Source organism: Cryobacterium sp. TMT1-66-1, from assembly GCF_004403435.1.
Taxonomy (GTDB): Bacteria; Actinomycetota; Actinomycetes; order Actinomycetales; family Microbacteriaceae; genus Cryobacterium; species Cryobacterium flavum.
On sequence record NZ_SOGP01000023.1, the window covers coordinates 332,830 to 359,353 of the forward strand.

General features: G+C 61.6%; 31 protein-coding genes. 19 read left to right on the forward strand and 12 right to left on the reverse strand.

Annotated features, from left to right (window positions below; all coding sequences use genetic code 11):
- Positions 1-55 precede the first annotated feature (55 nt).
- The gene (locus E3T29_RS17880) at positions 56-1,807 is read right to left on the reverse strand and encodes an aldehyde dehydrogenase family protein (RefSeq protein WP_241987885.1); all 1,752 of its coding nucleotides are present in this window, start codon (positions 1,805-1,807) and stop codon (positions 56-58) included.
- Between the two features lie 168 nt (positions 1,808-1,975).
- Between E3T29_RS17880 and E3T29_RS17885 the strand changes: the two genes are divergently transcribed.
- Positions 1,976-3,226: a CdaR family transcriptional regulator gene (locus E3T29_RS17885; protein WP_134346835.1), complete on the forward strand. Its 1,251-nt coding sequence runs from the start codon at positions 1,976-1,978 to the stop codon at positions 3,224-3,226.
- A 424-nt stretch (positions 3,227-3,650) separates the two neighbouring features.
- Here E3T29_RS17885 and E3T29_RS19910 read toward each other — a convergent pair whose 3' ends face one another.
- The gene (locus E3T29_RS19910; RefSeq protein ID WP_166789858.1) at positions 3,651-3,818 is read right to left on the reverse strand and encodes a hypothetical protein; all 168 of its coding nucleotides are present in this window, start codon (positions 3,816-3,818) and stop codon (positions 3,651-3,653) included.
- A gap of 433 nt (positions 3,819-4,251) precedes the next feature.
- Between E3T29_RS19910 and E3T29_RS17895 the strand changes: the two genes are divergently transcribed.
- Positions 4,252-4,482 carry a three-helix bundle dimerization domain-containing protein gene (locus E3T29_RS17895; RefSeq protein ID WP_134346836.1) on the forward strand — a complete coding sequence of 77 codons (231 nt, stop codon included), beginning with the start codon at positions 4,252-4,254 and terminating at the stop codon, positions 4,480-4,482.
- A 231-nt stretch (positions 4,483-4,713) separates the two neighbouring features.
- On the opposite strand, the gene E3T29_RS17900 is transcribed toward E3T29_RS17895, so the two are convergent.
- Complete coding sequence (locus E3T29_RS17900) at positions 4,714-4,920, reverse strand: hypothetical protein (RefSeq protein WP_134346837.1); 207 nt, start codon at positions 4,918-4,920, stop codon at positions 4,714-4,716.
- Positions 4,921-5,094: 174 nt separating this feature from the next.
- Positions 5,095-5,868, reverse strand: a complete 774-nt coding sequence (locus E3T29_RS17905; RefSeq protein WP_134346838.1) for a ParA family protein — start codon at positions 5,866-5,868, stop codon at positions 5,095-5,097.
- A gap of 899 nt (positions 5,869-6,767) precedes the next feature.
- Here E3T29_RS17905 and E3T29_RS20530 point away from each other — a divergent pair.
- The 5 genes from E3T29_RS20530 (at position 6,768) to E3T29_RS17925 (ending at position 9,336) form a co-directional block, all read left to right on the forward strand.
- Positions 6,768-6,896, forward strand: a complete 129-nt coding sequence (locus E3T29_RS20530) for a hypothetical protein (RefSeq protein WP_255575412.1) — start codon at positions 6,768-6,770, stop codon at positions 6,894-6,896.
- 23 nt (positions 6,897-6,919) lie between these two features.
- On the forward strand, positions 6,920-7,144 hold the full coding sequence (locus E3T29_RS17910) for a hypothetical protein (protein ID WP_134346839.1): 225 nt from the start codon (positions 6,920-6,922) through the stop codon (positions 7,142-7,144).
- Position 7,145: 1 nt separating this feature from the next.
- The gene (locus tag E3T29_RS17915; RefSeq protein ID WP_134346840.1) at positions 7,146-7,586 is read left to right on the forward strand and encodes a GNAT family N-acetyltransferase; all 441 of its coding nucleotides are present in this window, start codon (positions 7,146-7,148) and stop codon (positions 7,584-7,586) included.
- Positions 7,587-7,681: 95 nt separating this feature from the next.
- A complete protein-coding gene (locus E3T29_RS17920) occupies positions 7,682-8,227 on the forward strand; it encodes a GNAT family N-acetyltransferase (protein WP_134346841.1) in 546 nt (181 codons plus the stop codon).
- 143 nt (positions 8,228-8,370) lie between these two features.
- A complete protein-coding gene (locus E3T29_RS17925; RefSeq protein WP_198417785.1) occupies positions 8,371-9,336 on the forward strand; it encodes an SDR family oxidoreductase in 966 nt (321 codons plus the stop codon).
- A gap of 215 nt (positions 9,337-9,551) precedes the next feature.
- On the opposite strand, the gene E3T29_RS17930 is transcribed toward E3T29_RS17925, so the two are convergent.
- Positions 9,552-10,919, reverse strand: coding sequence for an NAD-dependent succinate-semialdehyde dehydrogenase (locus E3T29_RS17930; protein ID WP_166792454.1), 1,368 nt, complete (start codon positions 10,917-10,919; stop codon positions 9,552-9,554).
- A 13-nt stretch (positions 10,920-10,932) separates the two neighbouring features.
- Complete coding sequence (locus E3T29_RS20785) at positions 10,933-11,178, reverse strand: transposase (RefSeq protein ID WP_166792455.1); 246 nt, start codon at positions 11,176-11,178, stop codon at positions 10,933-10,935.
- Between the two features lie 21 nt (positions 11,179-11,199).
- Between E3T29_RS20785 and E3T29_RS17940 the strand changes: the two genes are divergently transcribed.
- The 3 genes from E3T29_RS17940 (at position 11,200) to E3T29_RS19825 (ending at position 12,771) form a co-directional block, all read left to right on the forward strand.
- Positions 11,200-11,853 (forward strand): recombinase family protein, encoded by a 654-nt coding sequence (locus tag E3T29_RS17940; protein WP_134346844.1) that lies wholly within the window; start codon positions 11,200-11,202, stop codon positions 11,851-11,853.
- Between the two features lie 239 nt (positions 11,854-12,092).
- Positions 12,093-12,236: a GPGG-motif small membrane protein gene (locus tag E3T29_RS19820; protein ID WP_166789862.1), complete on the forward strand. Its 144-nt coding sequence runs from the start codon at positions 12,093-12,095 to the stop codon at positions 12,234-12,236.
- Between the two features lie 391 nt (positions 12,237-12,627).
- On the forward strand, positions 12,628-12,771 hold the full coding sequence (locus E3T29_RS19825) for a hypothetical protein (protein WP_166792456.1): 144 nt from the start codon (positions 12,628-12,630) through the stop codon (positions 12,769-12,771).
- Here E3T29_RS19825 and E3T29_RS17945 read toward each other — a convergent pair.
- Together E3T29_RS17945 and E3T29_RS17955 are read right to left on the reverse strand one after the other, a co-directional pair.
- The gene (locus E3T29_RS17945) at positions 12,766-13,089 is read right to left on the reverse strand and encodes a low temperature requirement protein A (protein WP_134346845.1); all 324 of its coding nucleotides are present in this window, start codon (positions 13,087-13,089) and stop codon (positions 12,766-12,768) included. The two genes, E3T29_RS19825 and E3T29_RS17945, sit on opposite strands and share 6 nt — an antisense overlap.
- A 139-nt stretch (positions 13,090-13,228) precedes the next feature.
- A complete protein-coding gene (locus tag E3T29_RS17955; RefSeq protein ID WP_134346846.1) occupies positions 13,229-13,414 on the reverse strand; it encodes a hypothetical protein in 186 nt (61 codons plus the stop codon).
- Between the two features lie 264 nt (positions 13,415-13,678).
- On the opposite strand from E3T29_RS17955, the gene E3T29_RS17960 reads away from it, so the two are divergent.
- From E3T29_RS17960 to E3T29_RS20790, 3 genes are all read left to right on the forward strand, one after another.
- Entirely contained in the window at positions 13,679-14,719 is a 1,041-nt protein-coding gene (locus E3T29_RS17960; RefSeq protein ID WP_241987886.1) for an aromatic acid exporter family protein, read from the forward strand.
- Between the two features lie 774 nt (positions 14,720-15,493).
- Positions 15,494-16,636, forward strand: a complete 1,143-nt coding sequence (locus E3T29_RS17965) for a glutathione-independent formaldehyde dehydrogenase (RefSeq protein WP_134346848.1) — start codon at positions 15,494-15,496, stop codon at positions 16,634-16,636.
- Positions 16,637-16,824: 188 nt separating this feature from the next.
- On the forward strand, positions 16,825-16,926 hold the full coding sequence (locus tag E3T29_RS20790) for a helix-turn-helix domain-containing protein (RefSeq protein ID WP_370449201.1): 102 nt from the start codon (positions 16,825-16,827) through the stop codon (positions 16,924-16,926).
- Positions 16,927-17,249: 323 nt separating this feature from the next.
- On the opposite strand, the gene E3T29_RS19830 is transcribed toward E3T29_RS20790, so the two are convergent.
- Complete coding sequence (locus tag E3T29_RS19830; protein WP_166792457.1) at positions 17,250-17,408, reverse strand: hypothetical protein; 159 nt, start codon at positions 17,406-17,408, stop codon at positions 17,250-17,252.
- A gap of 207 nt (positions 17,409-17,615) precedes the next feature.
- Here E3T29_RS19830 and E3T29_RS17975 point away from each other — a divergent pair, with 207 nt between their 5' ends.
- Positions 17,616-18,440, forward strand: coding sequence for a hypothetical protein (locus E3T29_RS17975; protein ID WP_134346850.1), 825 nt, complete (start codon positions 17,616-17,618; stop codon positions 18,438-18,440).
- A 155-nt stretch (positions 18,441-18,595) separates the two neighbouring features.
- Here the strand turns inward: E3T29_RS17975 and E3T29_RS17980 are convergent, their stop codons facing one another.
- A complete protein-coding gene (locus E3T29_RS17980; protein WP_134346851.1) occupies positions 18,596-19,450 on the reverse strand; it encodes a PPK2 family polyphosphate kinase in 855 nt (284 codons plus the stop codon).
- A gap of 166 nt (positions 19,451-19,616) precedes the next feature.
- On the opposite strand from E3T29_RS17980, the gene E3T29_RS17985 reads away from it, so the two are divergent.
- Entirely contained in the window at positions 19,617-20,624 is a 1,008-nt protein-coding gene (locus E3T29_RS17985; protein WP_134346852.1) for a diacylglycerol kinase family protein, read from the forward strand.
- Between the two features lie 29 nt (positions 20,625-20,653).
- A complete protein-coding gene (locus E3T29_RS19835; protein ID WP_166789864.1) occupies positions 20,654-22,111 on the forward strand; it encodes a phosphatase PAP2 family protein in 1,458 nt (485 codons plus the stop codon).
- Here the strand turns inward: E3T29_RS19835 and E3T29_RS17995 are convergent.
- Positions 22,108-22,914, reverse strand: coding sequence for a DUF1206 domain-containing protein (locus E3T29_RS17995; protein ID WP_241987887.1), 807 nt, complete (start codon positions 22,912-22,914; stop codon positions 22,108-22,110). The two genes, E3T29_RS19835 and E3T29_RS17995, sit on opposite strands and share 4 nt — an antisense overlap.
- A 186-nt stretch (positions 22,915-23,100) precedes the next feature.
- Here E3T29_RS17995 and E3T29_RS18000 point away from each other — a divergent pair, with 186 nt between their 5' ends.
- A complete protein-coding gene (locus tag E3T29_RS18000) occupies positions 23,101-24,162 on the forward strand; it encodes a sodium:calcium antiporter (RefSeq protein ID WP_241987888.1) in 1,062 nt (353 codons plus the stop codon).
- A gap of 59 nt (positions 24,163-24,221) precedes the next feature.
- Here the strand turns inward: E3T29_RS18000 and E3T29_RS18005 are convergent, their stop codons facing one another.
- Complete coding sequence (locus E3T29_RS18005; RefSeq protein ID WP_134346854.1) at positions 24,222-25,049, reverse strand: SDR family oxidoreductase; 828 nt, start codon at positions 25,047-25,049, stop codon at positions 24,222-24,224.
- Between the two features lie 340 nt (positions 25,050-25,389).
- Here E3T29_RS18005 and E3T29_RS18010 point away from each other — a divergent pair, with 340 nt between their 5' ends.
- Entirely contained in the window at positions 25,390-26,064 is a 675-nt protein-coding gene (locus tag E3T29_RS18010) for a haloacid dehalogenase type II (RefSeq protein ID WP_134346855.1), read from the forward strand.
- Between the two features lie 204 nt (positions 26,065-26,268).
- Positions 26,269-26,490, forward strand: coding sequence for a hypothetical protein (locus tag E3T29_RS18015; protein ID WP_092342117.1), 222 nt, complete (start codon positions 26,269-26,271; stop codon positions 26,488-26,490).
- The last annotated feature ends 34 nt before the right edge of the window (positions 26,491-26,524 follow it).

Below are 26,524 nucleotides of genomic sequence, written 5' to 3' on the forward strand. Positions count from 1 at the left end.
GGCTCGCCTTCTGGCTGGGGATGAGTGTGGGGGAGCGTGCGGGATGACCGGAGGGTCAGGCCCGGAATGCCGCCAGGAAGATGGCGGGCATCTTCAGCCATGACGGCTTGGCCGCGAAACCCGCGAGACGACGTCCGGTCGTCGCGGCGGAACGCGCCTGCACGAACCACGGCGGCTTCGGGAACAGAGTGAATTCTCCGTGTGCGAACGATCGCGGAAACGGCCGGAACGGGCCGCGAACGATCGTGCGCTCGGGCCGATCGATGAGCAGGGCGTTGTGCACGGTTCCAATGCCACTCTGCACGTTGTCGATGGTGGCACCGGGGAAGGCGCCCCACGACGCGGTTGCTGTGAGGAAGCCGAGGCCGGTCCACGCATTGATGGCGATCGTGCCATAGCGCAGGCGTGCAATGGACTCGAGGAACCCGGTTCCGAGCTGCCGGATGACCTTGGGCTCGACAATGAGATTCGCACCGAGGGTGCCGACGAACTCGTCATTGGCCAGCGTGACGGCGGCGTCGAGGAAGGCTTGCCCCGTGCCCGGCACTTCGACAACGCCCAGCACCGGGGAGAAATATTCCGTGGTGATCACGTTCGATGCGTCGTCTTCGGCTGTGACATCGATCAGCAGGCGGCAGCCGTCTTGACCCATCCGCTCGGCGGTCGGATACGCGGCCGATGCGGCTCTCATGCGCCCATCGCTGCCGGGGTACCAGGCGGGGCGTTGAGGTGCTGCCGCCAGTGCCCGTCGGAGTGCGGCGAGGAACGCTTTCTTCTGGGGCCAGTTGCTGCTGACGACAACCACTTGGCCGGCAATGCAGTTGTATCCGCCGTTGTGCAGGCGCTGAGTAACGACGTGCTCGGCCTGATAGCGCAGGTCATGCTTCGTCCATGCGCTCGGAAGCACAATGATGGGCGATACTCCGCCGAGTTCGCTGGTGATCGGTTTGCCTAGTAACGGGGTGCCCGTTGCTTTGCGGCTCGCGGCATCCGCGCCCGTTCCCCAGACGATGGCATCGTGTGTTGCCGCACTCCCGGTGATGTGCACGTGCGCGATGCCATCGTGCTGCGTGAGATACGCACCGACGTCGCCGGCGCCCTGCACGATACGAAGCACTCCGATTTTGATCAGGGGGGCGAGAGCCTTATCGAAAACGGATTTCATTCCAGCCATGACCGGGTTGAGTTTGAGCAGCACCGACCGGTTGTTCGCGACGATCTCGTACAGCACGTCGAGCGGCGGAATCGACGTGATATTGCCGGCGCCGAGCACGAGTCCCACTCCGCCCGACGTTGTCGGCGTGAGCTCACCGAGGCCAGCGCTGGCCCGTACCTCCTCGGGAGAGCGGCCAGGAGCCATCCAGATCTCAGCGCTGAATCCGTGCAGCAGCAACCACTCGTACCCGTTGGTCGGAAGTACCGGGACGATGACGCGACCGCCGGGGGCCGTTCCGAAGCGGCTGCTGGCAAGGGGGCTCCTCCCCGCAGCGAGGGCTGCGATGGACTGAGCGAGGGTACCGGCGCCTGAAAGGCTGGCATACGGGCCGGAAATCCACTCTTCCCCGACGAGCTGCGATGACGGGTCTAGTCCCTTGATCGCAGCGGCAGTCTCCGCCCATTCCTGAGCGGCCCCCGTCATGGCTGCGTGCACAGCTCCCAGTAATGCGGCTCGTTCGGAAAGTGGGGTGCTGGCCCAGCGCTTGGCACCCGAGGCCAGCTCGATGATGGCGGCGTCGAGTTGGTCGCGCTGCTGCTGGTCGAGGGCCCGAATGGGCTGTGTCCTCGACATCGGATCGGTGGTAGTCATCAATCTCCTTTGATTGTTGCCTGACGGCGACCCGGATTCCGGGTTGCGGTGTCAGGCTAGTCTCGGCTCCACCGTCAGCGATAGCGATGGGCCGCCGCCGCGATTTCGGAACTGTGCATTGTGCGGCCGCACAACCAAACGGAAGAGTCACCGGATTACACTGTGCAAATGGAACGCAATGAAGCGCCGCAGAGCATGCCGACCCAGGATGTCATGGTGGACGGCGCTCGCGAGCTCTTCTCGGGCATGATCGACTCGGTCGGCGAGTTATCAGACAGCATCGTTGCCCAGATCATCAACGGCGAGCACGACTACGCCGAGAGCGTGCTCGGCGCCGGTGTGCTCGAAGGTATCGTGCATGACAACCTCGAGTCGATCCTGCAGTGCCTGCTCGGCATCAACGACTCGCTCGCCGCACCCCGCCATGCCGGCCGCGTGAAAGCGGAGCACGGCATCCCCATGGCGAGTCTCCTGCACGCATACCGGCTTGCCGGTCTGCACCTGTGGGACGCGTTGATGGCGAAGGCGACGACGCCCGAACACGCAACAGCGCTGCTCACCGCGTCATCCGGAGTATGGGGCATTATCGACCGGTACTCGAACGCCGCCGCGGAGACGTACCGAGAGGTCGTCGACGAACGGGAACGCAAAGACCAGCAGAGCAAGAACGTCGTGCTGCTCGCGATTCTGGAAGGCGAGTTCTCGGGGGATGCCGGTCGAGCGGTTCGTGCTCTTGGCCTTCCAAAGGAGGCAACCTTCGTCGTTCTTGCCGTTGAGATGCGGCACTCAGATGATGACCCAATTCCCGCCATAACCGACCGACTGCGGGGGATGGGGGTCAGCTCCGCCTGGGCTCCGTGGAAAGGTGAGTATCTGGGCCTGCTCGGAAGTGTGGCGGGTGCGCACCCTTCAGCCGCCGCGCACGCACTGGTCGGAACCGTCAGTTCACGAATCGGGGTGAGCCTGCCGATACAAGCCCTCGAGCGCGCGCCTGTCGCGGTGCGACAAGCGCTTTTGGCCATGCGTTGCATCGCCCCCGCCGCGGTGGGAGTGCATCTCTACGGCGCGGCCCCGATCGATACCATTCTCGTGTCTCAACCCGCATACGCTGCCGAACTCCGCGATGGCGTTCTCGGCGGGCTGGCTGACCTTGATCCAGACGATGCGCGCGTGCTTCTGGACACGCTTGAATGCTGGTTCACCACCGACGGTTCGACCGCCGAGTGCGGCAAGCAACTTCATTGCCACCGAAATACGGTACTTCACCGACTGGGGCGTATAACCGAAATGACCGGGCGTTCCGTAGCCAAACCCGTGCAGGCGGCCGAACTTTTCACCGCCCTTCGAGCGGTACGACTGGCCGGTTTGTGGGCGACTCCCGTGCGCGCGCCCTTGCGGGCAGCCCCCCGGAGCGCTTGAGCGGACTCACGTCCGATGGTGTTGTCGCTCGCTGGGGACTGCAACGGTCGTCGCAGCTTTCGCGGTCGTCGTGGTCGCGATGAACGTTGGTCCTAGGGGAAAAGGACCATGGCTCTCCCCGGTCTGGGTGGCGGCGGAGCGGGTGCATATTTTCGGGCCACAGGGCCACAGGGCCACAGGGCCACAGGGCCACAGGGCCACAGGGCCACCGGGTCGCTGGGTGCGGCTGGGTCTATTTCAAGGCGGCTCGAGAGGAGAGGGCGGGTTACCACGCAGACCGTGTTGTGGATGATCCGGCCCATGATCGCGTCTGTATGAACTCCGGGGCGGAGGCGCTGGTGTCAGCCCTTCTGCTGATACTGAGTGCAGAAGCGCGTCGACCCAGCAGCGCGTCGCGTTTCGATTCCGCTGGCCAGTCCAGCGGCTACTCGTCAATGACCAACAGCGTGAAGACCGAATATTCACACAGGAACGTGCCGGCGCAGCCAGGAGTGTCGTGGGCTGCGACCCAGGCTTTCTCGAAGTCGGGCATCCCGACGCCATTCGCGCCGATGCGGTGCAAGCTGTTAACGCGATTGAAAATCGTCAGCAATGAATATAGTTACGCGGAGGTTTTCTAAGAGTCAACGTGCACTCTTGACGACATTCGGGCGGTCTTTTAGAATTTCGGCCGTGCTTGATCTCGGAAAGGCGCCGGGTCGCGATGGCCGTTCGCGGTGAGATTTGACGCACGCACGTTTATTCAACGTTTATTGCCTCGAAACAGGCCGGAGTCAGTCCAGCTATTTCGAGAGAACGCAGGCCTCTAGACCGAAGAACTCCTCGTCAGGTCGAGAATACTCGAGCTGCGCGCGGTCGGTACGAGCCGGACAATGCCTGGCTATCGGTGGAGCCGTAGGGCGATGACCCTTGAAGTAGATTGCACCCCCTGGGGCCGCAGGCTATTCAACGCCATTGAGGTTCTTCACCCCTTTTAGGGGATGGATCTGGTTCGAATCGACATGGAAAGACGGTCACAATGAGATATGGACTCAAAGCAGGAGAAGAATGCGGTCGACGATGTGGTGCGTCGGCTCGAGGTCAGGTACGCCGATCTTCCGATAGGTCGGGTCAAATCCGTCGTGTCGGCGTGCCACGCCTCGCTCGACGATAAGCCCATCCGGGACTTCATTCCCGTGCTCGTTGAACACGCAGCGCGGTCCCAGCTGCGCGCCGAACGACGCCCAGCGCCATACACAGCCCTGCACGAGGCGTAACGTCAGGGTGCGCGACCGCGGTTCGCGGCTAAGAAATCCTCAGCGATTCATCGGGTACAGTTCACCCGCGGATTACCTTGATCGCCGAGGATATGGTCCTGTTCTCGATGACAGGAACCGTTCGTCCCGCTGAAGCCCCGCGGATGTCCGCGTTGCTCGGTCAGAGTCTGCGCCGCAACTTTGTGGGACGGACCGGCGCTGGTGTCGGCAGGGCCGGACGGTTCGATTTCTTTATGGTCGAGGCCTGTGCCCGGCTGTTTCTGTGGCGGCGGCAAGCTTGCCTGCTCCTTTTTCCTGTTTCGTCGCTAACTTCTGCGTCTGCTTCGACAAGGCCTGCGCCTCTTTGCGCAACTTCGCGCTGGCGTGGGCGACGGCTTCGCGGGCGGCCTGCACCGATTTCTCGGCGCGTACTAAGGCCTTCTTGGCTTGCTTCTGCATACTATTGGTCGAAACGGACGTTGTTTTTTCGTCTCAGTCTGGGCCATCTGCGTACCTCCCCTAGGTCGCGGCAGTCCGCCGTTTCTCCACAATGCTGATTACACGGCGATGTGCACGGCGATTCATACATTCGGCGCTGCACGAGAGCATCTCGATGCGCGCTTGGCTGTGATGTTAGCGCGCACGCAATTTTGACGGTGCTGCCCGTTTGACCTTGGACGAGGTGCGAACATACTCCCAAAGTTCCGCGAACACGCGGGCCGCCTCGGTGTCGGGAGCGTACGATCCGACCGGGGCGCGCTCTGAACCCATCCGCTCGATCACAACGGTCGCGGGGACCACGAGGTCGATCACCTGCGGATATTCACGCGGCAGATTCTCGGCAGCAGCGCGGTGCGAAAGTTTGCGGCGGTCCACCATCGACAGGAATGCAAAGACCTTGGGGGGACTGTCGGAATCCGCGATGATCTCGTTGACTTGGGCCAGTGACCGAAGCGAGAGCGGCGACGGAACGAGGGGCAAAACGACGAGGTCGGCGGCGTGCAGCGCGTTCTCGGCGACACGGGATTCCCCGGGCGGGCAGTCCAGGATCACGACGTCATATTCTCTTGCGACCGATTCAAGCGCCTTGGCAATACGGTGCGTGGACTTCTTCGCCGCGTCCAGGACCAGATCCAAATCTCGGTAAGTTTCGTCTGCTGGCAGTACGGCGAGATTTTCGTAGACGGTCGATCGGATCGCGGCATCCATCTCGGTCTTCCCTCGAATGAGGGAGTTCACGCCGCCCTTGACCCTCGGCTTTACATTGAGCACATAGGTTGAGGCACCCTGCGGGTCGAGATCCCAGAGCAGTACCCGGCACTCCCGAGACGCCTCCCAGGCCAGATTGACGGCTGCCGTTGTTTTGCCGACCCCGCCCTTGGTGCTGTACACCGCAACCGTCTTCATGCCCCCATCCTAGGAGCACGCGGCATTGGGGGCCGTCGCCGCAGCTGCCCGCGACCGATATGGTGCTGCGTCGGAGATCCTCGACCGGATCGACGAGCTGGTGCCCTTGGCGTCACGACCAACCCCGCGACAACAGCTACGGGGCCAGCGGGAGCAACTGCTCTGAAATGGCCTGCGCGGCTCTTTTGCCTGCGGGCATCCGGTTCTACAGTCTTGGTAGACAACCTCTATTACGCGCTGTCTCTCGTTGCGATGGCACGACGTTCAGTCCTTTCAGGTTCTTGTTGCCGAACATCTCAAAGGCCGCACCATGTTTGAATGCATTCTGGCCGCCACGGCCCGCAGCTACTTCTTCGTGCGCCGGCTACGAGAACTTCGCGGCCCATGGCGGTGACCTCGGCGCCACCATCTCCCCAGAAAGCGCCCGCGTAGCACCCGACCGGGTGATCGGCGTTCACGTCAGCGGAGCATTAGCTTCCCGGGCCAGATCGTCAACACGGCGCGGAATGCGATGAGCCAGCTTGACCAGGACCGGCTGAAGCGCGTCGGCACGTTCATGAACGACGAGTGCGGCTACATCGCCATCCAATCAACCCGGCCCGGTCTCCTCGGCATAGCCCTAACCGACTCACCAGTTGCACAGTTGGCCTGGATGCTCGACAAATTCCGGGCTTGGACCTGGCCGGTCGAGACGCTGCCCGATGAGATCCTCGGACGCGAGTGGATCCTGGCAAACGCCTCGCTGCACTGGTTCACCGGTAGTGGGGCTCGTCCGCGTATGTCGGCTACGCCCAGAACTCTTGGGGTGCCGCGCCAGCGAACTCCGGAGACCCGACAGCTGCGACCCAATTCGCTCACGACGTCGGCATCGCCCAGAATCGACTCAAGCCAACACAATCGTGCGCTGGACCGACATCGAAGACCGCGGCGGCCACTTCGCCGCCCTCGAAGAGCCAGAACTCCTCATCGACGACCTCCGACACTTCCTGCGCGTACTGACTCAGCGGCCTAAGAACGTTATAAATTAGTGTTTGCGTGCCAGGAGGAAGACTTGGGGGGTTTTCTCCGATTGGTCCGGAGCGCGTACGAGCTGACTCTGCACGGCCAGTCCCGCCGCGGCCAACAGGTCGACGATGCGATCAGGCGGCAACCGATACGCCATGAGATCGATGTCGTGGCCATAGGCGTGCGCCAGGTGCCGTGGCTCGTCGCTTGCTTGGAACGCGAGCAGCAGGTACCCGCCGCCAACGACCGTTCGGCCCGCAACGGGGCGTGACTTGGTCGCCTTGGTACGGCTGGGGCTCGGTATTCAGAAGATGCATGCGGCTGGCCGACCGGACTTGTTCGTCGAACCATCCAGCGACGCATTGCACGATTTCTTTCGCGCCCGCTTTTCAGATGGCAGTCATATCCTCCTCGCAGAAACGGATGCCCATGTCGCGGTCGGCTATCTCCTCGCCGAACACGCCACTCGTGCTGCCAACCCGTTCAAGGTGGCTTCCTCGATCCTGCACATCCACCACATCGCTGTCGAGTTGGAGCAACAATCCGGCGGTGTAGGTCGACAGCTCATGCACGCTGCCGTGAAACTCGCTGGCGAATTGGCCGTTACGACGCTCCGCCTTGATTCTTGGCACTTCAACACGCACGCTCATGGATTCTTCGAGGCAGAGGGGTTCACCCCAGTCAATATCGTTTTCGAGAAGCTGCTTCAGTAGATCGTGAGTAAGCCTTAAAGGCGTTGCTCCGGGGCACCGCTCGCTGTGCTTAGGAGCTTCGTCTGCCGCCTGATGTCTGCCGATAGGCTCGTTCCATGGAAAATGACCTGGTCCCCATGAATCTGCCGGGGGACCGGGATGAGCTGATTCGCTTCCTGACAGGAAACGATTTTCCGTTCCACGGCGGCGGCAGACTGACTATTGGCGAGGTCGAGGATCGAATTTCTGGGGGACGCTTCGAGGGGCCGGACCACGCCGGTTTCTGGATCAACGTCGACACGCTGGGCCGCATCGGATACGCGGTTCTCGATGACCTGACCGACGGAGCGCCGCTGTTCGATCTGCGTCTGGCAACCAAATATCGCCGGCGCAGCCTCGGGTCGCCGGTCCTCAACGCGCAGACGACTCACGTCTTCTCGTCGATGCCCGAGGTCAATCGTTTCGAGGGAAACACCCGCTCCGACAACATCGCGATGCGAAGGACCTTCGTACGTGCCCGCTTCATTCCGGAAGCTTGCTACCGCGACGGGTGGCCGGTTGCGGGTCGCGTCCCCATGGCCTCCTTCGGCTACGCAATTTTGCGACGGGATTGGGAGTCGGGAACGACGACCCCGCTCGAGTGGGATGACATCAGCGCCTGACGCCTCAGGTGCTGCGATGTCGAACAGACCGCAAACGGGTTCCTAAATCGGCGGCATGGTCAACCGATAGTGTGGAAAAAAAGACAAGATCAAACTCAGTACCGATCGGCTGATTTTGCAGGCGCCGACACTGGCTGATGTCAATGCCATCACCGCCGCCTTCCAGGATCCGGAACTTCAGCGCCGCGTGCCGATACCCGTTCCTTACGGAGTGGTTGCCATCCGTGATTCCAGGCGGCCATGTCGGCGGCCGTGAAATCCACCGCTTTCGACCGCGCCTGATGTACCTGAACAGTCTGAATCTCAACAACCGACGCGGAATCATCACGGGCGCCGGGCAGGGCATTGGTCGGGCACTTGCGCTCGAATTCGGACGACGAGGAGGACATCTCCTTTTAGTCGGGCGCCAGCTCGCTACATTGATCGAAACAGCACGTCTCGTTGCCGCCGAAGGCGGAACCACTGAGATCCTCGTCGAGGACCTCACTCAGAGCGGCGTTGTTGAAGGAATCGCGCACGCAGTCGCTTCGTGGAGCACCGTCGACCTCCTCGTCAATAATGCCGGGAATGTGCGGGCGGGCCGGCTCGAATTGACCGGCAATGCGGACGTCCACTCGATGATCGATCTGAATCTCACCGCCCCGATTCTCTTAACCAAGACCCTGCTGCCCGCGCTTCGACAGAGCGCGACGGTGAGCGGGAGCATCATTTTGAACATTTCCAGCGGGATTGCGCTCGTGGGAATGCCGTTCTATTCGGTCTATGCGGCGACGAAATCGGGTATTTCACAGTTCGGCGAGTCACTCCGCCGCGAGTTGACCGGAACGGGCGTACATGTTGCGACCGTGTACCCCGGCGCAACCGACACCGCGATGATGACCTCACAGACCGCTGGCGCTGAACTCGGTTGGGGACGCCGACCACTCGGCGACGTCATCACTAACCTGATTACTGCCCTCAAGGCCGGTGAGCACGAAATCAACACCGCACCAGAAGGTCGTCGCGAGATGCAGCAACTCAATATCACCGACCCGATGGCAGTGGATGCCGCCCTCGCACCCGGCCTCGAAGCCCTGGAACTCGCGGTCCGCGACCACCGCAGCATCTAGCACCACACAACACAGTAGACACCATCTCGCGTGGCTCACGCATCAATGTTGCCTAGATATGCCGTTTGGCCCAGAAGGTGGAGAGATTCTCTTCGAGTACGAAGACGGCAGCATTGTACGGACTCACTAGCTGAAGGGTCGCGTTTGGGTCGGCACACAGCCCTATCGGCAACTGAACGGTCTTTACCGCGTCGGCTGAGGATTTCGTCTATGTGTCAGCCGATGCGAATGAGTTTCTTGTTCACGAACTCGCTGGCACCGAAGCGTCCGAGTTCGCGCCCGAAGCCGCTTCTTTTCACTCCGCCGAACGGTAGCTCTGCGCTGCCGGCATCGACGAGGTTGACGAACACCATGCCAGCTTCGATGCGGTCGGCGACCCGAAGGGCCTGCTCGGGATCGGTCGTGAACAGATAGGAGCCCAGCCCAAAGGGAGTGTCGTTTGCGAGGGCGACAGCTTCATTTTCTGAGGCTGCCCGGTAGACGAATGCTACGGGCCCGAAAAACTCCTCGTGGTACGTGTCGTTGTCTCGCGTTACGTCGGTGAGCACCGTCGCTGGGTAGAAGGTACCCGACCGCTTACCTGTGCTCGCCAGGGTCGCTCCCTGAGCGACTGCGCGCTCTACCTGCTCCTCAAGATGCTCGGCTGCAGCGAGCGACGAGAGAGGGCCGTAGTCTGCCCCGGGGACGGTCGGATCGCTGGGAGAGCACGCCAGGATAGCGGCGGTGAACTTCTCCGTGAACTCATCGTAAAGTCCATCGATCACGATGAATCGTTTGGCGGCGTCGCAGGCCTGTCCGCCATTGCGAAGGCGACCGGCGACGGCGGCATCCACTGCGGCGGCCATGTCGTCGGTGCTCAGCAGAATGAACGGGTCTGACCCGCCCAGCTCCAGCACGACCTTCTTGAGGTGGCGACCGGCGACCTCGGCAACGGCCGCGCCGGCGCCCTCCGAACCGGTGAGGGAGACGCCCTGTACCCGCGGGTCGGCGATGATCGTGGCGACCTGCTCGCTGTCCGCGTACACATTGGTATAGGCGCCGACCGGGAAGCCTGCGTCGTGAAAGATTTGTTCAATCGCCGCGGCCGACTCCGGGCACTGCGACGCATGCTTGAGGATGATCGTGTTGCCCGTCATGAGGTTCGGTGCAGCGAAGCGCGCAACCTGGTAGTACGGGAAATTCCACGGCATGACGCCAATGAGCACACCCACAGAACTGGAGCGCATGAACGCGGAACCCTCTCCGCCGAGCAGGGTGATTGGTTCGTCCTTCAGAAATTCCTGCGCGTTGTCGGCGTAGTACCGGTAAATGTTGGCGGCATAGTCGACCTCGCCGAGCGCTTGATCGACGGGCTTGCCCATCTCGCGCACGATTGCGGCCGCCAGTTGATCGCGGCGTTCCGCATGCAATTCGCCGACCTTCCGCAGGAGTGCGGCTCGCTCGTCGACGGAAGAGTTCCGAGACCAGCCGTAGTGAGCCTCATCCGCCGTTGCGATGACTTGCTCGAGTTCATCACTCGAAATCTGGGGGTACGTCTTGATGGTCTCGCCTGTGGCGGGGTTGATCACGGCATGGTGGCTCACGGGCCACCTCCTTTCACGGTCGAACTCTGTGCCGGAAATTGTCACGTAACACGAGCCAATCATGTTCGCTGAATTTGTCAAGGCGAATCAGACCAGCGGTGTCGTTGTGGGCCTTGAATGTGGTGACCCACCGGCCCAGCGATGCCTCGTTGATGCCGAGCTCGCGGGCCACGTTCGCTATCGCCCTGCCGGTGTTGATCACGAGCTTTACGGCCTCGTCTTTGTACCCAGGAGTGAACTCCCTGCGTGTCTTTCCCATGTGAACATTCTCTCTTGTGGGGTGTCCACTCAATGGGGGCAGGGCCAACTGATCGGCTACGCGCGCGTATCGACGCGTCAGCAATCCACCGACCGACAGCAAGTCGATATCCTCGCCGCTGGCGTCCGGCGTGATGACGTCTACGTCGACCATGGGATCTCAGGAGCTCGCACATCGCGGCCCTGCTTCGATCGCGCGCTTGACGCCCTCGAGGCGGGCGACACTCTCGTCATCACGGCTCTGGACCGGCTCGGGCGATCGACGCAGAACATGCTCGCTTTCGCCGAAGAGCTCCGCGCCCGCGGTGCCGGCTTGAGGGCGCTCAACCTGGGCGGCGACGACGTCGACACCGCGACACCGATGGGGTCCATGCTGTTCACGATCATGGCGGCGCCCGGTCAAATGGAACACGAAATCAAGCGAGAGCGCGTAGTCGACTCGATCATCAAGCGCGGCGCCGCCGGAAAAAATCTGGGCGGGCGACCGAGACTCATTACCGACAGTCAAATCCGAAACGCCCACCGGCTCATAAATGGTGGAGAGACAGCGGCGCAGGTCGCGCTCGATCTTAGAATGTCCGGAGCGACCTTCTACCGCCGGGCGCGCGTCCTCGGGTTACTGCCAGATCAACCTGCTGACGAGACTCTGGGACGTGACGACGCCACCAAGCGCTAGCCGTTAGGTCACGTCCCGCACGGTGTTAAGAAACTCCACCACTCAGCGGGACGTGACCGTGCCTGGGTTCTCTTAGTCGTTTCGCATGGCCGCTAACAGATGATGACAGAGTCTCACCTCCACGACATGCTGGATAAAACACATGGGTCAGAGATCGAGCAGGGGTACGTTCGCTTTAACAGATCGAAAACCGCTGTGGGCGTACGGCCCGTCGGCGCTGAATGAAATGGAGTCGCACCATGGCAACAATTCTCTGGATCATTGCGGTAGTCCTCGTTATTGCAGGCATTGTCGCGCTATTTCGACGCCAGATTCTCTGGGGTATTGTGCTCATCGTCGTGGGACTGTTGGTTGGTCCAGGTGGCGTGAGCGTCTTCACTTGAGGCTGCGGATCGAGTAGCCGTTTCGGGGCGTGGCGGAGCTCCGGAACGGTTTCGGCGTGAATGATCCACTGACGCTCTTCGTTATCTGAGGGCTGCATGACGTCGAGGAGGTCGTAGCTTCTCCTGATACTTGCGATCGTCTCGCGGATTGGACCGGCATGGACGGGTCTAACCGAGCCTTCACCAAACCCGGGGCTCGACAAAGCCAGATGGACGCGCGGGCGGGACTGCTCTCGCGAGTGCGGTTCCTATGCTTCACCCTTTTCTTGTCGGCTGCGGAGCTCAGCACAATCCCCGCGATGATGATCGCATACACATACGTGTGGGCGAGTCGGGCGAGTCAGCCGGGCTTCGATACCGACGCGATGGCCCTGCTCCCGACGCGCTCGACGTGATCCAAGTACAGCCACCTCATGGTGACGGCGGTGACGAAGGCGACGAGCAGGCCGAGGACGCCGTCACGTCATATGTCCTGGTCGATGAATGCGAAACCGGTGAAGAGGAAGGACTCCCCGAGGGCGAGGATTACTCATAGGGCGCTCCGCTCGGCGATGTGGGCGCCGGAGATGTCCCAGTCGTCTGCGGTGGATTTTCCCAGACCGGGCGCGCCGACACTCAGGCTGGCGGAGAGGTATTCGGTGGCCAGGGCGATGCCCCAGAGCGGTAGTCGCCATTCGAGCGGACGAAGGGCACCGATACTCCACAAGTTCCCGGCGACCGGGATCCAGACGAATATCCGCAGGTAGGTGTGATGCAGCGCCCTGTCGTGCCGGGCGACCGCCAGCAACACGAACCCGGTGCGTTCGAGCTGCAAGGTGACATAGGAGACGGTTAAGACCAGCGCCCCGGTCACCGAACGACTCGTAGATGGACGGACTCATCACGAGGCCGATGATCGCGCCGCGTACGGGCAATCGCACCGGGTCGAGCCAGTTGGTCGCCCAGGTCGTGTAGATCCAAATCCACCAGAAGCGAGCTCGAGCACGGCGGATTCAAGGGCAACCGATCAACGACTGGTTGTCAAGGAGATGCCGGGAGAGCTGGGTGAGCGCGCGGATGGAGATGAGGTCGAAGAAAATCTCGATGTAGGCGACAGAGTGCGCACTCTGAATCGTCGGGCCGTAGGAGGTTCCGACGGATGCCGAAAGCTGCGGGGCCGTTTCTTTCGGTGCGGTCACGGGCTCATTCTCCCGTGCTGGGGGCGAGCTGAGCGGTGCGGTTCGAGAATTCGCAGATATTTGTTGTCAACCGACCTACAACGATGACCGGGCAACTCGAACGGAGTGCATTGCCGGGAAATTCTCCGGTTCGGTCAGTACCGTAACGAAGCAACATACGCCCGGTGGGCACCGTGATTGAATGGAACTATAATGACAGGCACCACGCTGGCATCAGTTACACACACGGCTTGGCAGCTGAAATCGCAGATAACCAGGTCGCGCATGTTGCAGGCCGGCAAAGCCGCAGTAGCCGTCGGCATTTCATGGTCAATCGCTCCGCACTTGCCCGGGGTCGCCGACAATTACCCCTACTACGCACCGCTCGGCGCCCTCGTGAGCATGTATCCCACGCTCATGGGTTCGGTTCGGAATGCTCTGCAGACCCTCGGCAGTCTCGTAGTCGGAATTGTGCTCGCCGCGGCTGTGCTCGTTCTCAGCCAGCCGAACGTGGTGACGATTTCGGTCGCCGTCGGCATCGGCGCGCTGATCGCCGCGACAGGGTGGTTCGGCAACAACCGCGAATACATACCGGTGACGGTTTTGTTCGTGCTGATAGTGGGCGGCCCCGACGCGGACTCCTACTCCATCGGTTATATCGTGCAAATCAGCCTCGGCATCGTCATCGGGCTCCTGGTCAACATGTTGGTCTTTCCCGCGCTGAACCTCAATGGCGTGGGCCTGAAGCTCTCGAACTATCGCTCAGCGCTGGCCGATCACCTATCCGAGGTCGCCGAAGCCCTCGCCGAGCACTGGCCACCGGAGCGGGACGGCTGGGCGTCGCGCAAAGACTCGCTCATCAACCTTTCCAGCGGGCTGCGCACTGCGCTGCAGCAAGCCGACGAAAGCCGCAAAGTCAATCCGCGGGCTCGAATCCACCGCCACCGAGACCTGAGCGCCGACTACGAGGACCTGGCCGCGCTCGAAACCATCGCCTTTCACGTGAGGGATCTCACGGAGGTATTGGCCGGGGCAGTGTGGGGCACCCCGATCAAGGTGGAACTGAGAGAGGACTTGCGCCCGTCGGTGAGCCTGGCGCTTGACGCGATGGCTGCGGCGCTGCGTGATTGGGATGCGGGAAATACGGATCTGACGGCCCACGCCGCCGCCGCGGATGCGCTTGCGTCCCTCATGGCCGAGCTTGACGACAGAAAGGACTCCACTTCGGCGACGTCGATGGGCGCCGCGATATCCATCGCGATGGATATCGCCCGGGCGCTCGCAGCCCTCCTCTCCCGCCTCGAAAGTCCGGCGACGGATGACTAGTTGCGATGCCCTGATGCCAGGACATTGTGACTTTCGTTCGGAACTAGCGGGCCACTGTCATCCGTTGAATTCAGCCACTGGATAGAACTTCGCCCCATCGGTCAGGGTAGCGACAAGATCCGATGCGCAATCAGCGTTCACGTAGGTCCACTCGGTGATCGCTTCAGAGGCAGATTTGATGACCACACGTGAAACACGTGTAGATCGAAGATGGCCCAAAATAATTCTCTGAGTCGGCGAATCTGTCGCCGCCGGGGTTGCGTGTGCCAGAACTGATGAGGGCGTCGAAGATTACGCTGTTTGCGTTCTCTCGAACGTTTGAAAAGGCAAGGCCGCCAGTGGCGAGGCCGAGTAGGGCCGGATCAGCAGCACCATCCCAAAAGGTGCCGGGGAGCGCGTCTGCGTCGCTCCTGAGAGCGTCCGCGAACGCACTGCTCTGCGTGCCTACGGCGCTGGCGAGGCCGTCACCGAGTGGATCTTTGAAGGGACGGGTATCGGCCCTCGCGACAAGCGACAGCTCGATATTCCGTGACGCTCTCTGCTTTCTCCTGATGCGCGCCTCTGGCCGAGTCGGGTTCTCTTGATCCGGCCAACGCACTGCCGCCCACCCCGTACGAACGCACAGTGGCGGGTCACGCGCGATCGTGATAGACAAAAGCCATGCAGACCTTCCGCGCGGTCTAAGACTGTCCGGACAATCATCGATTGAACACCTCCGAAAGTGAAGACGGACCGTCCGTGTTCATGGTCATAAAATTCAGGGAGTGAAGAGAAATGAAGGCAGTCGTTTACAAGGGGCCCAACTCGGTCAAGGTTGAAGATGTTCCGGATGCCAAGATCGAACGTCCCACTGACGTTCTGGTACGCATTACGGCGACAAATATTTGCGGTTCAGATTTGCACATGTACGAGGGACGTACCGATTTCGAGGTGGGACGCACGTTTGGGCACGAGAACATGGGCGAGGTCATCGAGATCGGGAACGGCGTCGACGCCGTCAAGATCGGCGATCGGGTCGTGCTGCCATTCAATATTTCCTGCGGGTTTTGCAAGAATTGCGAACGCGGTTTCACCAACTATTGCATGACCACTCAACCGGACCCGGTCGGCGCGGGCGCCGCTTACGGCTTCGCGGGAATGGGTCCGTATCCCGGCGGGCAGGCCCAAATGCTGCGTGTGCCCTACGGCGACAATAACTGCCTGCGCCTGGGTGAAGACGCCATAGAAAAGCAAAACGATTATGTGATGCTGTCGGACATCTTCCCTACCGGCTACCACGCTACCGAAATGGCCGGCGTAATCCCCGGTGACACAGTGGTGATTTACGGTGCGGGTCCGGTCGGGCTCATGGCCGCCCTATCTGCCACGATCAAGGGCGCGAGTAAAATCTGGGTTGTGGACCGACGCCCGGACCGGCTGGCCCTCGCCGAGCAGATCGGTGCAATCGCCGTTGATGACTCAAAAACGGACCCGGTTCAGTTCGTACTGGACCAGACCAAGGGTATCGGCGCGGACCGTGGTTGTGAATGCGTGGGCTATCAGGCCCACGATCCACAGGGCACCGAAGATCCCGCCATGACTCTGAATCGGCTGATTCAGTCCGTGCGCATCACCGGGGGCATTGGCGTTGTCGGCGTCTTTCTGCCGGCAGATCCCGGCGGCTTCGACGAGAACGCCAAGCAGGGCAAGCTGGCCATTGACTATGGCCTGCAGTGGCTCAAGGGGCAAAGCATGGGCAGCGGCCAATGCCCGGTGAAGAAATACAACCGGCAATTGCGTGACCTGATTGCCGTGGGCAAGGCCAAGCCATCGTGGATCGTTTCCCATGAGATCCCCCTCAGCAAAGCCGTGGACGCTTACAAGAACTTCGGCGACCGCACGAAGGGTTGGACGAAGGTCATCCTCAAGCCCGAGTAGGCCACTGCTGAACGAACTCGCCGCGGCGCGGTCACCGCCCGACTCGACCATTGAGGCGGTGAATTCGACGTCTTCCAGTGTGGCTTTCGGAAGTATATGAGGGGTTATATCGACGAACTGGACGGCGTTGGCGTCAAGCAACGGGCGGGCGGATCCCTCTTCCTGTGGCAGAGGTATCTGGGCGGTACATGTCCCTGGAGGAGCGACTGCGGATCGCGGACTTGCATCTGGGTGGCACCGGCGTGCGTGCGATCGCTGCTCTGGTGGGCCGTTTTGGACTGCTGCCCTGACCGAACCGCGGTACCAACAGAACATTGCCGCCGCCGCTCTGCATGATGGCAAGCCGATCGGCATCGCAATGTCAGGACCCTCGCTCAGTGACGCCGACGAGCCGTGGCAACTGTACGTTATGTACTTCTATGCCGCCTTCCGGCTATCTCCCTGTGGGTTGCTGACCCGAATCCCCCGCGCAAGCCCTTTATCAAAAGCACGGAATTGTCGCGGACGGTGCACTGAGCTTCGAATGGTTCGGGTCCTTGATCCCGTTGAGGCCCGATGGTGGCGCCAGAGATTTACTTCGCGACGCCTTCGCTGACGCCGAGTGCTGTGATTCTCAGTTGACGGCGTCGGGCTGGCTGCCGGCGATCTGAGCGAGGGCGGCCAGGTGGCCCTCGAGCGTTTTTCGCCCATCGACCGTGGGCAATACCCAGGTGAGCCGCCGTGAATCCTTTCGTTCGGGTGAACTCTCCTTCCACCGCGACGATGCCCGCATCGGTAAGCACCTTGAGGTTCTTGGACAGGTTTGCGTCGTAGTTCCCGGGTGTCCCGGATGACCGCGAATTTCCAGTTCCGATGTGAAATGTGACGATCGCAGGCCCAATCTTTAGCGGACCACTGCGCGATGGTCTGCCGCGAGTTTAGGGGACTTACTCAGGACGCCCACGCACACTGGAATTTCGATCCAAAACGAAGGACCTTTGTGAGCAATCTCCAGCGCATTTTAAACATGGCATCGAAGGCCCTCGACAAGAAAGGACAGGCCGTTTCGAATGGTGGCGGCAAGGCGGATTGGCGGGAAATGGTGCGTACCGCCGCCGATAAGATAACCGGTGATAGCCGGACCCCGGCGAACGTTGCGCCGCAGGCATCGGTCAACGCTCCGCGCGTGTCTAGACCCGCGCGGGCGGTGAGTGCTGAAGACCGTGCGGCGATCGGCCGCTATGAATACTTGCTGAATACCGCGCAGCCACAGCAGCTCGAACAGGTTCATCGGGAGGCGTTCGCGCGGCTCACGCCGGCGCAACGCGACGAAGTAAATACGCAACTGCGCGCCGAGCTGCCGGCTGGCGAATACCCGACGTCGAGTAGCCCGGACGATCTGGCCCGGTCGGCCACGCGCGGTGAAGCAAAGAACCCTGGTTTTCTCCGCAAGATGTTTGTCAAGTCGGGTCGCCGTGGCGGCATGGCTGGTGTGGGCATGGGTGCTGTCGCCGGTGCCGGGCTTGGTGCAGCAGGCGGGTTGCTCGCAGCTGTTGCCGGCGGGGCCGTGCTCAGCAGTGTTGCCGCCCCTCTGTTGGAACAAGCCGCCGGGTTGGGCGTTGATTTTGAGTCCCTCGCGGGGAGATTCGAGGCTGGCCTGACTGATCTCACCGGAGGGCTTGACGGAGTCTCGGGTGGACTCGAAGGAGTCGCCAGCGGAGCTGGCGAGTACACATCGGGGCTCGGCGATCAGCTGTCCGAACTGGGATCAAATTTTGAGATACCGGGCCTCTCCGGTCTCGGGAACTTCTTCGGGCGCGAGTAGAAGCGCCACCAGACGTGGCGATTCGGAAGGCTCGTCAAGACGATGTAACGACAAGCTAAAAATGCACAGTCGTACTTGGTGGCTGAGACAGGGCCCAGGCGTGACACTTTCGGAACCTGCGGACTCGATGTGACCCCAACACCGGCACCACTGGGTCAGGTGGCGGAGAGGCGCACCTTCTCGGCTTCCACGTCGAAGTCGGCCGTCGGCCAGGTGAGAACCATGCTCTTCAGCGCTTCGATGAGCAGGTGTTGCACGACGAGGCGGGCGTACCATTTGCGGTCGGCTGGCACGACATACCAGGGTGCCGCCGCCGTTGACGTGCGCTCCAAGGCAATCTGGAAAGCCTCCTGATACGCCGACCAGTGCATCCGCTCGTCGACATCGACCGTGTGGTACTTCCAGTATTTGTCTGGTCGGTCGAGGCGCTCGCCGAGGCGTGACTTTTGCTCGGTGGAGCTGATCTGCAGCATGACCTTGATCACGGTGGTGTCGTCGTCAACGAGTTCCTGCTCGAACGCGTTGATCTGGTTGTAGCGTTTTTTGATCTCGACCGGAGGCGCGAGCTCGTGAACCCTCGCGATGAGCACGTCTTCATAGTGTGAGCGGTCGAACACGCCAATCATTCCTGCCGCTGGTACGCGTTTGCGAATACGCCACAGAAAGTCGTGCGTCAGTTCCGCTTTGGTCGGGGCTTTGAACGCATAATGGCTGACTCCCTGCGGATCGACGTCACCGATCACGTGCCGCACGATGCCACCCTTGCCCGCCGTGTCCATGGCTTGTAGCACGAGCAGAACCTTGCGATTATCGCCGGATTTGCTGTTGGCAAAGAGTTTCTCTTGCAGTTGCGAGAGGATGCCAGCGGCTTGCTTGGCCGCCGCGGCCGCGTGTTTCTTTCTTCCGTAAAACCCCGGCGTCGCCCGGGTGTCTACACCGGCCAGGGCGAACCCGGGGGTCACCCGCAGCTGGTTGATCGAATCGTCGCTCCAATAGTTTCTGCTGGACATGGTGCACCCTTCGCTGCCGCTTATTCTGTACCGGGTCCAGCGCCGATGCTAGAGCCAGCGGGGGCGGGGCTGTGCGAGTAGACTCCCTTCATCTCGTCGATTTCCCATCCGCGGGCCTGATCCGATCGTGCCCAGGCGGCCACCCACCAAGCCAAAGGCTGCGCTCATGACGGAGCACCGAGCGACATCCGGCCCCCCTTCCCACCGGGTGGCTGCCGTCGTCTACAACCCCGTGAAGGTGGACCTGGCCGCTGTTAAGGCCGAGATTGCTTCCGCAGAGAAATCTGCCGGGTGGGCACCGACACTATGGTTCGAGACCACGAAAGACGACCCGGGCCAGGGGCCAACGGCCGAAGCGCTCGAGGCCGGCGCCATCATGGTCATCGCGGCCGGGGGAGACGGCACCGTGCGGGCCGTGGCCGAGGCCATGTATGACAGCGACGCTTCGTTGGCGTTACTGCCGTCGGGAACCGGCAACCTGCTGGCGCGAAATCTGAATCTTCCCCTGGACGACCTAGCAAGTTCGGCGCGCACGGCCTTCGCTGGTCTGGACCGCCGAATCGACCTGCCCCTGATCGATATTCGACGCGATGATCAGTCGATTTCTCGGCACGCCTACCTGGTCATGGCCGGGCTCGGCCTCGATGCCACGATGCTCGCGAACACGAACGATGCCGCCAAGGACAAGGTGGGGTGGCTGGCCTACGTCGGTGCTCTCGGTGGCGCAATGCTCGACCAGAACCAGCTGCACCTGCACTACAACGTCGATGGGACGGGAAACCGCTCGGTCCACGCCCACACGATCATCATCGGCAATTGCGGGTCTCTCCCGGGGAATGTGCTCCTCCTTCCCGACGCAGCCATTGATGACGAGATGTTCGAGATGGTTCTCCTGCGCCCACGGGGCCTCGTTGGCTGGGTGCAAATCACGACCAAGATCCTTTGGGAGAATGGGCTGCTGCGCCGCACCGAAGCCGGCCGCAAATTCATGGGCCCTGCCAAGGAAGTCCGGGCACTGCGCTATAGCAAGGGCCGCGAAGTCGTCCTCCGGCTGGAGCGGCCGCACGAAATCGAGCTCGACGGCGATACCTTTGGCTCGGCCCTCGCGCTGAAAATCTGGATCGAACCGGGGGCGCTCACGGTGCGCGTTCCCGTTCCGGGTTCACCCTCGTAGTCTTGCCACGGACGATCTACCATTACCTCATGGACGCCCACGGGAATCCGGAAGTTGCTGCCACACCACCGGCGAAACGTGTCACTCGCCGCTGGCCGCTGATCAGCGGTGTCGTCGCCCTACTACTGTGTGTCGGCTTGGGCGCTTACATTGTGTTCCGCGACAACGGTGCGCCCTTCAGTATCGACACCGGGTGGATGAACTTCATCAATCTGCACCGAGCGCCTGCCTTCACCGTCGTCGCGCTGGCACTGAACTTCATTGGCGGCGGCTGGCCGGGCACGCTAATCATTCCGGTGTTGATCATTGTTCTGCTGGTGTGGCTGAAACGCCCGTGGGGTGCGGGATATTTTTTGGTAGCGACGGCCCTGACCGGTGGTCTGGTGCAGGTGCTCAAGCACCTGTTCGGGCGGGCTCGGCCGGGAGACATCATCGTCACCGTGGATTTTGGATCGTTCCCGTCTGGCCACGCGGCCAATGCGGCGGTCATGGCCGTGCTCTTGTCGATTCTCTTCCCGTTCTGGTGGATGCGGGTGGCTGGCACCATCTACACAATCGGAATGATGCTCAGCCGCACCTACGTCGGTGCGCACTGGCTGTCCGATACCGTTGGAGCGATGCTGCTCGGAATCGGTGTGGCGATCGTGCTCTGGGCGCCGGTTGCGGCCAAACTTGATGGCGAACGTGAACTCGCACGCCTGCATCCGTCTGGGGGAGGGCACGCCCACCCGCCTGGTCGGGTCTCAGCGTGGCGGGTATGGTTCGAGAAATACGTGGTCGAGAGACGGTATCTGGAGGCAGATTATCGCCGCCGATGCACAGCTTTGTCGCTGCTTCTGATCGGAGTGGGGACGCTGGTATTCGCCGTCCTCCTCGTGTCGGTGATCCAACGAAACGGACTGACTTCGCTGGATGCGCCGGTGCAGGACTGGTTGGCATCGTTGCGCTCGCCGGGACTCACCGCGGTGATGATCGTTCTGGCCGTTCTGTTTGGGCCCATCGCGCTCCCGATTATTCTGCTGGTCGTGACCGTGACCTGGGGTTTCGTGACACGGCACGCCTGGCGGCCGCTGGTGCTGGCCGGCGCGATGCTCATCGGCGTCGTTCTGGCGCAGATCATCGGACATCTCGTCGACCGCAGCCGACCGCCGACCGATCTCATGCTGTTCGGACCGGACCCATCGTTTTCGTTTCCGTCCGGCCACGTATTGGGCGCCTCGGATTTCGTGCTGCTCACCGCCTACCTGGTGTTTTCACGTCGGAAGGGCAGTCTCGGTACAGCTCTGGGTGGTGCCTTCGCCGTTCTCTGCATCGTTGCTGCAGCGGTCAGCCGGGTCTATCTGGGCTACCACTGGGCTAGCGATGTTCTGGCCTCGGTGTCGCTCTCGCTGATCATTGTCGGCTGCGTGATCGCCTTCGACATCCGGCACACCGTTCCGGTGCCGCACACAGGGGGCGTTCCGACGCGAACATCGACCAACGGTTAAAGTCGGGCGCGCCACGCCCTGGCGAAACAGTAGACGCCATAGGCAATCAGGCCGATGCCGATGGCCAACAAAATGATGCTCCCAAACGGCAAGCCGGCCAGCGTTTTCAACGCCCCGTCGAGGCCGCTGGATTTGCTCGGGTCCAGGGTGAGGGCCGCGACCAGGATGAGAACGGCGACGACGCCCAGCACAATTCCCTTGGCGATGTAACCAACGACTCCGAGGGTGATCACGGCCTGTCCGGCCGGGCCGCTCGGCACGGCAAGGTCCGCTGTGAATTTCTTGGCGGCACCCTTGTAGACGAAGTAGCCGCCGATGGCGAGCACGAGCAGCCCGGCGACGAACAAAATGAACACGCCACCTGGAGAGGAGAGCAGTTTCGCGCTGGCATCACTGGTGCTGCTGGCCGAACTGGTAGCGCCACCTTGAGCAAAGGTGACGGAGGTGGCGGCGAGAAAGAAGTACGCGGCAGCTTTGCCGATATTCGCGGCGCGCTGGCCCCACTTGTGTTTCGGGTTGCCGTGCACCAGAAAGGCCGAGATCAGCAGCCACAGGCCGAGGGCGAACAGGCCCACCACGACCGTCCACAGCAGGAATGCTCCACCCGGAGTGGCGGCCAGCTGTGCCAGAGCGCCGGATTGGTCGGCCGAACCGCCGGCGGCCCCGAACACGACGCTGATGGCCAGAAAACCGATCAGAATGTGCAGCAGGCCGTTGACCGCGAATCCCAATCGAGCCAACATGCGCAGGGGCGCGCTGCTTTGCGCTTTGCGGGCAACTCCGGATGGCGATGCAGCGTTCACGGGGCCATAGTATGCCCGGACGGTCAATTGCGGGTCACAAATATGGGGTCGAAATGCATGCTGACCCAAAAGTATCGGCAAATCCGTCTCTGACCGTAGTCTCCTGCCACCAGTCGGGTGGATGCGCAGGGCTTATAAGCCCTAACGAAAACCGCGCCGCCTCGCTAGCGTGGCGAGATGGGAAGCATGCCTTTTCTCCTACGGCTCATTATCTTTCTGGTCGCGGCGGCTGCTACCTGGATCGCGGGCGTGCAGCTGACTAAGCACACCGATGTGATCGCGGAACGCCTGCACCTTGGCGCTGCCCTCGGTGGCCTCATTCTGCTCGCCGTCGCCACGAATCTTCCTGAGCTGGCCATCACGATCAGCGCAGCCGTGTCCGGCGACCTGACTATAGCTGTTGGAAACATTCTCGGTGGGATTGCTCTGCAGACCGTCGTTCTCGTGATTCTCGACGGGTTCGGAGTGAAGGGAAACCGTTCGCTGACGTACCGGGCCGCGTCGCTCTCGCTCGTCGTTGAGGCGACAGCCGTCATTGCCGTGCTCGGGATTGTCATTGCCGGAACCCAGATGCCGCAAGGGCTCGTCATCGCCCGGATGACTCCCGCCGTTGTGCTGATCGCTGTGGTTTGGGTAGTGAGTCTCGCTCTCGTGAACCGAGCGGGCAAGAACATGCCGTGGCACGAAAACGGCTCAGCTCCGGATGCCCAACTCGAGCCTCGCGGGCACAGCCGAACCAAGCGGGTCGCCGCCGCCACCCAGGCCGGCACGAGCACAGTGAAGTCCGCAGTCATCTTCGGTATCGCCGCCCTGGTCACCCTGATCGCGGGCGTTGTCCTGGAACAGAGCGGCAGCGCAATGGCAGATCATATCGGGCTCTCTGGCGTGCTCTTTGGTGCCACGGTGCTCGCGCTTGCCACGTCGCTGCCCGAGATTTCCACCGGGCTTACCGCTGTTCGGCAGGGTGATTACAAGCTCGCCATCAGCGACATTTTTGGCGGCAACGCATTCCTCCCCGTGCTGTTCCTCGTCGCGACCCTCATCTCCGGAAAATCCGTGCTCCCGTCCGCACAGTCGTCCGACATCTACCTCACCGCAATCGCCATCGTGCTGACGCTCATTTACCTGCTCGGCATCCTGTTCCGCCCCAAACGTAAAATCCTCGGGATGGGCGTTGACTCGATTCTGGTGCTCATCGTATATGCCTTCAGTGTTGTCGGACTGTTTGCCATTTCGGCCGCGGACTAAACCGAGCTAAAGGTTCCCGGCGAGTGACCGCGAATCACGTGGTGGACTCGTGCGGGCCCCTAGATGCTGCGGTGGTCGCGCACCGCGAGTTCGAGGGCCTCGAGGCCGGGTGCGAGGGCGGCATCCACGGCCAAAGGGTCGGTGAGGTTGAGTTCCTGCATGGCTCGGCGGTCTTGTGGCGCGGTATTGATCTCATGCTCGCCTGCTTCCAGAGCTGCAATCAAGTCGGTGATGACGTCGGCCAGGCTGCGGCGGCCCCAGCCAAGTTCGGCGCCAGCGTTCTGCGAGGTCATCATGGCGGTATCGGTCGCCCCGGGGTAGACGGTCGCAACGTGCACGCCCGTTCCGATCAATTCTCGGCGCAAAGATTCTCCGAACTGGGCCAATCCTGATTTCGTGGCCGCGTAAATCGAGTAGAACGGCATACCGACGAGGGCTATCCCGCTGGATACGTTCAAGAGGATACTTCCGCGTTCCTTGCCGCTCTGACGAAGCGCCGGCAGTAGTGCTTTGGTGAGCAGGATCGGGGCGGTGAGGTTCAGATCGATCATTGAATGGACATCCGCATCGCTGATGATTTCTAGCCGGCCCGCGCGTACATTTCCGGCATTGTTGACGAGCAGATCAACAGTGGTCCACGGTGCGACGGTTGCGGCGATCCGTTCAACGGCGCCAGGCTGAGTCAGGTCTGTGACCAGGATCGCTGTTGTTCCGCCCTCGGCGGCGACAAGGCGGGCAGTTTCGGTGAGTGTGGCCAGTTGGCGGCCGACCAGCAGGAGGTGACCACCGCGTCGACCAAACTCGAGGGCGATGGCCCGGCCGATGCCTTGTCCTGCGCCCGTGATGACTCCGCGGCGATTGGTGAGATCCAGATTGTTGAGGTCCATGGGCGATCTTCTTTCCGTTGAGTTCAGCGTCGGTCATTCGGACGGCATTGCACCCGCCGATTCCGATGTGTCTAAAAGACAACCATGAGGCACGGGAGGAATTCCCAGCGGTGCGTCCCACGCCTCACAGGATCAGCTCTAGGGCGTGGGCGAGACTTTCGTAGACTGGATGAGGGCGGATCGGTGGATCGCATCGTGTTCGCTGCCGGAAGCGTATGGGAAAGCACGAACAACTCTTTTGTCCGATTTCAAGTTTGGGTCGAGGCAAGACCGGCGTGAACCAGTCGCTATCGGTCGTTTCCCACTATCCGGCGCGTTGACCAATCTTGAGGACTCCACCATGAATGCAGCCACAGCAGTGATCGTATTCGATGTCAATGAAACTCTCTCGGACATGTTACCGATGGAGAGTTGTTTCGTGGAGGTCGGTGCCCCGGGCTATCTGGCCCACATTTGGTTCGCAGCCTTGCTTCGGGATGGATTCGCCCTCGCCGCGTCTGGCGGCAGTGCGAAATTCTCCGTGATAGGCACCGAGATGCTCCATGATCTGTTCCGCGGCGTCGCCCTGACGTGCACTCTCGATGAGGCCGTATCCCATGTCTTGGAGGGCCTCAGCACGCTGAAACTGCACCCCGACGTCGCAGACGGGGTTAGGGCATTGAAGGACTCGGGATACCGCCTTGCAACTTTGTCCAACGGGTCGGCACGGTTGGCACAAGCCATGCTGACCGAGGCGGGGATTCGAGACAACTTTGATAGCCTTCTCACTGTCGAGGACGCACCGGCGTGGAAACCCGTTGGTTCCGCCTATCACTACGCCGCGAAAGCACTCGGGGTTCAAACGGCGGAGATGCTCCTGGTCGCCGTGCACCCCTGGGACACCCACGGGGCAGCCCAAGCGGGACTCCGCACCGCTTGGATCAACCGAGGCGATGCCCCTTATCCGAGCTACTTCGCGCAACCGGACTACACCGTTCCCACCCTCCACGAGTTGGCCGCACGCCTAAACGCTTAGGCAGCTGTGCGCCGGCGGCGAAAGCAAGCAGGCGAACGTCGAGAATGATGTCGCGCGGCTTCGATAAGCAGGACGACATTCGCCTTTGCGAACAACTCGTCGCGGCTCTGCCCGTAGTCTCCGACGGCGGACCTCGCAAATTCAGCGAATCTGAATTGGGAGCGGACCAAGAAACGTGATGAATGAGCGCAGTAGGCTTCGAGCATGACACGTCTTGACCGCGCTGAGTCCGAAGCAGAGTCGAAGGGCACCAGCACCGCCTATCTCGGCGGCGCCATCGCTATTATTAGCTTCTCGATACTCACTTTTGGGAATGCGTCGGAATGGTTCGACTACGTTTTCGGCGTTGCCCTCCTTTGCCTCGCAGGCACTCTTGCATACAAGGGAATACAGTCCATTACCAAAAGGCGCCGCTCTGCTGATTAGCAGTCATACCAGTAGCTTCCCGGCGCAAGTGGCT

Bases quoted from the DNA above. Each gene is read 5' to 3' on its own strand.
- E3T29_RS17880 (WP_241987885.1), bottom strand. From the start codon at position 1,807: ATGACTACCACCGATCCGATGTCGAGGACACAGCCCATTCGGGCCCTC.
- E3T29_RS17885 (WP_134346835.1), top strand. From the start codon at position 1,976: ATGGAACGCAATGAAGCGCCGCAGAGCATGCCGACCCAGGATGTCATG.
- E3T29_RS17895 (WP_134346836.1), top strand. From the start codon at position 4,252: ATGGACTCAAAGCAGGAGAAGAATGCGGTCGACGATGTGGTGCGTCGG.
- E3T29_RS17900 (WP_134346837.1), bottom strand. From the start codon at position 4,920: ATGCAGAAGCAAGCCAAGAAGGCCTTAGTACGCGCCGAGAAATCGGTG.
- E3T29_RS17905 (WP_134346838.1), bottom strand. From the start codon at position 5,868: ATGAAGACGGTTGCGGTGTACAGCACCAAGGGCGGGGTCGGCAAAACA.
- E3T29_RS17920 (WP_134346841.1), top strand. From the start codon at position 7,682: ATGGAAAATGACCTGGTCCCCATGAATCTGCCGGGGGACCGGGATGAG.
- E3T29_RS17925 (WP_198417785.1), top strand. From the start codon at position 8,371: ATGCCATCACCGCCGCCTTCCAGGATCCGGAACTTCAGCGCCGCGTGC.
- E3T29_RS20785 (WP_166792455.1), bottom strand. From the start codon at position 11,178: ATGGGAAAGACACGCAGGGAGTTCACTCCTGGGTACAAAGACGAGGCC.
- E3T29_RS19820 (WP_166789862.1), top strand. From the start codon at position 12,093: ATGGCAACAATTCTCTGGATCATTGCGGTAGTCCTCGTTATTGCAGGC.
- E3T29_RS17960 (WP_241987886.1), top strand. From the start codon at position 13,679: ATGTTGCAGGCCGGCAAAGCCGCAGTAGCCGTCGGCATTTCATGGTCA.
- E3T29_RS17965 (WP_134346848.1), top strand. From the start codon at position 15,494: ATGAAGGCAGTCGTTTACAAGGGGCCCAACTCGGTCAAGGTTGAAGAT.
- E3T29_RS20790 (WP_370449201.1), top strand. From the start codon at position 16,825: ATGTCCCTGGAGGAGCGACTGCGGATCGCGGACTTGCATCTGGGTGGC.
- E3T29_RS19830 (WP_166792457.1), bottom strand. From the start codon at position 17,408: ATGCGGGCATCGTCGCGGTGGAAGGAGAGTTCACCCGAACGAAAGGAT.
- E3T29_RS17980 (WP_134346851.1), bottom strand. From the start codon at position 19,450: ATGTCCAGCAGAAACTATTGGAGCGACGATTCGATCAACCAGCTGCGG.
- E3T29_RS17985 (WP_134346852.1), top strand. From the start codon at position 19,617: ATGACGGAGCACCGAGCGACATCCGGCCCCCCTTCCCACCGGGTGGCT.
- E3T29_RS19835 (WP_166789864.1), top strand. From the start codon at position 20,654: ATGGACGCCCACGGGAATCCGGAAGTTGCTGCCACACCACCGGCGAAA.
- E3T29_RS18000 (WP_241987888.1), top strand. From the start codon at position 23,101: ATGCCTTTTCTCCTACGGCTCATTATCTTTCTGGTCGCGGCGGCTGCT.
- E3T29_RS18005 (WP_134346854.1), bottom strand. From the start codon at position 25,049: ATGGACCTCAACAATCTGGATCTCACCAATCGCCGCGGAGTCATCACG.
- E3T29_RS18010 (WP_134346855.1), top strand. From the start codon at position 25,390: ATGAATGCAGCCACAGCAGTGATCGTATTCGATGTCAATGAAACTCTC.
- E3T29_RS18015 (WP_092342117.1), top strand. From the start codon at position 26,269: ATGACACGTCTTGACCGCGCTGAGTCCGAAGCAGAGTCGAAGGGCACC.